7 protein-coding genes are annotated in these 5,252 nt (G+C 66.9%); 2 read left to right on the forward strand and 5 right to left on the reverse strand.

Features of this window, described 5'->3' with window-relative positions:
* Positions 1–197 (forward strand): hypothetical protein (locus DM995_RS02720; protein ID WP_198669237.1); only part of this gene is annotated, 197 nt, incomplete at its 5' end.
* Between the two features lie 12 nt (positions 198–209).
* On the opposite strand, the gene DM995_RS02725 is transcribed toward DM995_RS02720, so the two are convergent.
* Genes DM995_RS02725 through DM995_RS02735 form a run of 3 tightly spaced genes read right to left on the reverse strand, consistent with a single transcriptional unit; the run spans position 210 to position 2,650 of the window.
* Positions 210–674, reverse strand: a complete 465-nt coding sequence (locus tag DM995_RS02725; RefSeq protein ID WP_116968415.1) for a MaoC family dehydratase — start codon at positions 672–674, stop codon at positions 210–212.
* 42 nt (positions 675–716) lie between these two features.
* On the reverse strand, positions 717–1,925 hold the full coding sequence (locus DM995_RS02730; RefSeq protein ID WP_116968416.1) for an alkaline phosphatase family protein: 1,209 nt from the start codon (positions 1,923–1,925) through the stop codon (positions 717–719).
* Positions 1,922–2,650 (reverse strand): alkaline phosphatase D family protein, encoded by a 729-nt coding sequence (locus tag DM995_RS02735; RefSeq protein ID WP_232824000.1) that lies wholly within the window; start codon positions 2,648–2,650, stop codon positions 1,922–1,924. Before DM995_RS02735 ends, DM995_RS02730 begins: the two co-directional genes overlap by 4 nt.
* A 390-nt stretch (positions 2,651–3,040) precedes the next feature.
* Between DM995_RS02735 and aac(3) the strand changes: the two genes are divergently transcribed.
* Positions 3,041–3,838 carry an aminoglycoside 3-N-acetyltransferase gene (aac(3), locus tag DM995_RS02740; protein WP_116968417.1) on the forward strand — a complete coding sequence of 266 codons (798 nt, stop codon included), beginning with the start codon at positions 3,041–3,043 and terminating at the stop codon, positions 3,836–3,838.
* Here the strand turns inward: aac(3) and DM995_RS02745 are convergent.
* Entirely contained in the window at positions 3,835–4,665 is an 831-nt protein-coding gene (locus DM995_RS02745) for a hypothetical protein (protein ID WP_116968418.1), read from the reverse strand. The two genes, aac(3) and DM995_RS02745, sit on opposite strands and share 4 nt — an antisense overlap.
* Positions 4,662–5,231: an aminoacyl-tRNA hydrolase gene (gene pth, locus DM995_RS02750; protein ID WP_116968419.1), complete on the reverse strand. Its 570-nt coding sequence runs from the start codon at positions 5,229–5,231 to the stop codon at positions 4,662–4,664. Before pth ends, DM995_RS02745 begins: the two co-directional genes overlap by 4 nt.
* Positions 5,232–5,252: the final 21 nt, after the last annotated feature.

Consider the following 5,252-nt stretch of genomic DNA (forward strand, 5'->3'; position numbering starts at 1 on the left):
CGGTGGCGGGCAGGACGGTGCAGCTTGCGCCCTCGGGCCCGGTTCAGCAGACCGGGGGCAGCTTTGCGGGCGAGGGCGTGACGCTGATGGTATCGGCTTCGGGCAAGGACGCTGCGGGCAGCACGGCGAGCATGCAGGTCAGCGACAGCGATGGCCCCGCCTTCGCGTACAAGGACGGGTTCTGGACCTGCAACTGAGGCCTGGCTTGCTCAGTCCTCGATCGGCGCTTCCGGGTTGCGGACCTTGATCAGGCCGTTGCTGCGCAGCGTCATCACCGGCTCGTCATTCTGGTTGAAGATGACGACATCGGACTTGAACAGCCCCATGTCGGGGCGGTTCTTCGACCGCCGCCTCTCGATGATCGTGGTCTCGATGCGCAGCGTGTCGCCCGGATAGACGGGCTTGACCCAGCGCAGATTGTCCATGCCGGGCGAGCCCAGACCCGCCTGGCGCGTGGTCTTCATGTTCTCGACCAGCATCGCCATCATCATCGCGCAGGTATGCCAGCCGCTCGCCGACAGCCGCCCGAAATGCGTCTGCGCCGCCGCCTCGTCGTCGAGATGGAAAGGCTGCGGATCGTATTTGCGCGCGAATTCCATCACCTCCTCGCGGGTGACGTCATAATGGCCGAATTTCGAGGTCGAGCCGACTTCCAGGTCTTCATAATGGATCATGGACATAAGTCTTGATGCGCAACCTTCTATTTGCAAGCAAAATCAGCGCGCCAGCAGCGGGGCAAGCGTGGCGGCATCGCCGTCCGAGGGTAGCGGCGCGATCCCGGTCAGCGCCGCGAGCAGCGGATAGACATCGACATTGTCGAACAGGGGCAGCGTCTGGGTCGGGCGGATCGAGGGGCCGAAGGCCATGAACAGCGCGTGCATGTCGGCATGGACGGGATCATAGCCGTGCGCGCCGCCCTTTACCGGATAGGGCGGGGTGCCCGACAGGATCGTCCAGCCATTGTCGGCGATGCAGATGATCGCGGCGACGCGCGGGTTCCTGCCATAATGCAGATGCTCAGGCAGCTGCTCCTTGCGATGGCAGGCCATGTGTGCGTGCGGCCTGAGCAGCGCCTGATAGACGCGATCGTCGGTCCCTGCTGCCGGTTCTATCGCGGCATAGGGCCCGGCCTCGACCGCGATATAGCTAGCGCGGTCGATCAGCTCGTCGAGCTGGATCACGCGGGTCTCGGCGGTCTCCGCCATGCCGTGATCGGCGGTGATGACGAAATTGGCGTGCACGCCCAGGGCCTCGACCCCGCGCACCAGATCGCCGATCCGCGCATCGACCTCGGCAACCGCGGCGTCGAGCTCGGGCGAGCGGCCCGGGCCGAACCGGTGTCCGGCGGTGTCGACGGTATCGAAATACATGGTGACGAGGCGCGGACGGATCGCCGCCGGACGGCGCATCCAGTCGAGCACGGTGTTCACGCGCTGCGCGTTGCCGATGTTCTGGTCGAAGCGCAGCCAGTCGCTCGGACGGCGGCCGTCATGCGCGACCTCACTGCCGGGCCAGAACATCGTCGCGGTGCGCACGCCCGCCTTTTCGGCGGTGATCCAGACCGGCTCGGCCTCAGCCCACCAGAAAGGATCGAGCGCCTGGCGTGCATCGCCCATGCTGAACATCTGATCGGGGCGGACGGGATCGATCATCAGGTTGCCGACAATGCCGTTGCGGTCGGGGCGCTTGCCAGTGACGATGGTATAATGGTTGGGAAAGGTCTTGCTGGGAAAGCTCGGCCGCATCGCCGCCGCAACGCCGCGCTGGCGGAATTCCGTGAGATGGGGCGTCAGCCCGCGCTCGAGATAGTCGGGACGCATCCCGTCGATCGAGATCAGGATGGTGACCGGCGGCTCGGCGTCCTGCGCGAAAGCCGGGCTTGCCAGCGCCAGCGCGAACAGCGCCGCGACCAGCCGCGCGATCATGCCGAAAGCCCGGTCATCCGCGCGCCGGGGGTGCCGTGCGCGATCTCCGCCGTCGCCCGGCGCTTGATGCTGTTCTGGCGCACCGACACCTTGTCGACGACCTGGAAATGGCTGAGCCAGGCCTCGGGCGTCACCTCGCAGACGACATAGCCGCGCTGGTCGTTGAGGAACCTGAGCTCCGGATTGTTCTTCATCATCTGCTCGCTGCCATAGCGCAGATCCGATCCGTCGCCGCCGCTGCTGATCGAGGTGGCGACGATCTCGGTGCCCACGACCTTGTCCTGATGGACCAGATCGCCGACGAAATTCTGGTGCTCGTCGCCGGTCAGCACCACGACATTGCCCAGCCCGGCCATCCGGCCGAGCATGCGCTGGCGCGGCACCTCATAGGCGGCCCAGCTGTCCATGTTCGCGATGCGGGTGTCCTCGTTCGCGGCGCGCCTGCGGTCGAGACTCATCATCATGATCTGCTGCGCCAGGCAGTTCCAGCGCGCAGTGTTGCGCTTGAGGTTGCGCGCGAGCCACTCTTCCTGCTCCGCGCCCAGCACCTGTGCGGTCCTGTCGCCCACGCCCTCGCAGATCGGCTTGAAGCCGTCGTCGCAGGCCTGGTCGCTGCGATAGGACCGGGTGTCGAGCAGCTGCAGCTCGGCCAGGTTGCCGAAGCGCGCGGTGCGGTGAAAGATCCCGCTGCCGAAGCGCGGCATATTGGCGCGGCGGATCGGCATATGCTCCGCCGCCGCAGCTGGCGACCATCGGTGCGAGCGCGATCCCGAACAGGCCGTTGACGAGGATCCTGCGGCGCGACGGATTGGCCGCGACGATCGCTTCCAGACAGTTGGGATTGTCGTGATCGGCATTTTCGGTGCGATAGGGCGCGCGTGCCGCGTCGGTGAGGTGAGACAAGGTGATTCCCCCGAAAAATCATGATGTTGATGCCGCGTTCAGCCCCGCGCTGGAACGGCGTGCGCGTGTGTTGCCCGAGTTGCGCGCGATCGTGATGGCGGCGCGATGACAGGTCGGAGAAAGCCGTGCGACAGCATCAAGACATCGTTTCGGGGGCAATTTGCTGGTCAAGACATCTTGGCATCGCGGGCAGCGCGCATCACATCGCCGCCATGACCCATTTCTGGACCATCGAGGATCTCGTGCGCGATCTGGCGGCGCTGGGTCTGGGCAAGGGCGATATCGTGCTCGGCCATGCGGGTCTGCGCAGCATCGAGCCGATGATCGCCGGGCCCGATACGCTGATCGCCGCGCTGCGCCAGGTGGTGGGGGCAGACGGCACGATCATGGCCTATGCCGACTGGCAGGGCGCCCCCGAAGGCGCGTGCGACGAGCAGGGGCACATCCTGCCCGAATGGCGCGACCATGTGCTGCCCTTCGATCCCGCCGCATCGCGCGCGATCCGCGACAATGGCGCGTTTCCCGAATTCCTGCGCACTACGCCCGGCGCGCTGCGCAGCCTCAGCCCCGGCCCGTCGATGGTCGCGCTGGGGGCGAAGGCGCAATGGCTGATCGATCCGCACCCGCTCGATTATGGCTATGGCCCGGGCACCCCGCTGGCGCGGCTGGTCGAGGCGGGCGGCAAGGTCGTGATGATCGGCGCGCCGTGGGAGACGATGACGCTGCTCCACCATGCCGAACATCTCGCCGACATTCCGGGCAAGCGTGTCGTCCGCTGGGACGTGCCGTTTCTCGAAGGCGGGCGGACGGTGTGGCGCACAGTCGAGGAGTACGACACCGGCAATCCGGTGGTCGATGGCCTCGACGACGACTATTTCGATCAGATGGTGCGCGATTTCGTCGCTACGGGCGGCGGACGGCAGGGCAAGGTCGGTAGCGCCGATGCGCTGTTGGTCGATGCTCCCGCGATGACGCGCTTTGCGGTCGACTGGCTCGAGCGCCGGTTCTAGGCCCGTCGCGCGGCGAGGAGGCCGATGCCGAGCCACAGCCCGAGCGGGAAGCTCATCCCTGCTCCCACCAGCGGGACCGGAAACCAGCCGAAAATCGGCGCAGCGCAGGTGACCGCGATATAGAGCGCGAGCGCGCGTGCGGCGACATCGCCCAGCCGCAGCGCGAACAGCAGTACCGGGATCGCGGCCAGGCTGGCGACGGCTACCCATGCGAGTGCAGGCGCGGCGGCATGTGCGAGCTGGATGATCTGCTCGACCTCCGCCACCGGCTGGAGCGGATCGACGCGCAGCAGCGACAGCGCGGCGATGCCGAACAGGCACAAGGCGGTGACAAGGGCGGAGATGCGCTTGTCGGTGACCAGGATCGCAAAGCCGGCGAGCGCGAGCGCGAACGCCTGCGATGCATCGGGCTGGAGCGCGAGGATCGCGGCGAGCAGCGTCGCGATGATCGGCACCAGCCGGTGCTGCGCGCCGAGCCGCGCCATCGCGACCAGAGCGGCGGGAAGGGTAAGCGCCGCGATATTGACGAACAGCGGCCCGGCGGCGAGCCAGCGATGCACGCCCTGCTGGTCGGGCCCGACCAGTGTCGCCGCAACCAGCGCCAGCGCGCCAAGTCCGATGGCGATCCAGACCTTGGGCGAGGGCGCGGTGCGCGCGATCGCGAAGGCCGCGCCGCCGCCGATGAGCCAGGCAATGACATTGGGGATCCAGCGCATCTGCGGCGTGCCGCTCAGCACCATCGCCGCGATGCCGCAGCCGGTGGCGACCAGCGAAAGCAGCGCAAAATAGACGAGCAGCCTTTTGTCGCTGCGAGCGGCGAGGCTCATCCCTGCAGCCTCAGCGCGACATCGTTCATGAAGCGCACGTCGTCGTCCTGCGCCAGCCAGCCCGCCTCCGCGCCGATCGCGCCGAGCATGTCGGTCAGGTCGTCGAGTTCGGTCTTGGCGAAATTGCCGAGCACATGGCCGGTCACCCGGTCCTTGTTGCCCGGATGCCCGATGCCGATCCGCACGCGGCGGAATTTGGGGCCGATATGCTGGTCGGCCGAGCGCAGCCCGTTATGCCCGGCGGTGCCGCCGCCGCGCTTCACCTTGACCTTGAACGGCGCCAGGTCGAGCTCGTCGTGAAAGATGGTGACGTCCTGCGGCTCGAGCTTGAAGAAGCGCATCGCCTCTCCGATCGACTGGCCGGACTTGTTCATGAAGGTCGCGGGCTTGAGCAGCAGAAGCTTCTGATTGCCCAGACGGCCTTCCTGCGCCCAGCCCTGAAAGCGGCGCTTGGGCGGCTCGAAACCGTGCATGTCGGCGATGATGTCGATCGCCATGAACCCGACATTGTGCCGGTGCAGCGCATATTCGGGGCCGGGATTGCCCAGGCCAACCCAGATCTGCATGGAACCGCTCCCTTGGGTTCA

The sequence above is a fragment of the Blastomonas sp. UPD001 genome (assembly GCF_003426715.1).
In the GTDB taxonomy this organism is placed as follows: domain Bacteria; phylum Pseudomonadota; class Alphaproteobacteria; order Sphingomonadales; family Sphingomonadaceae; genus Blastomonas.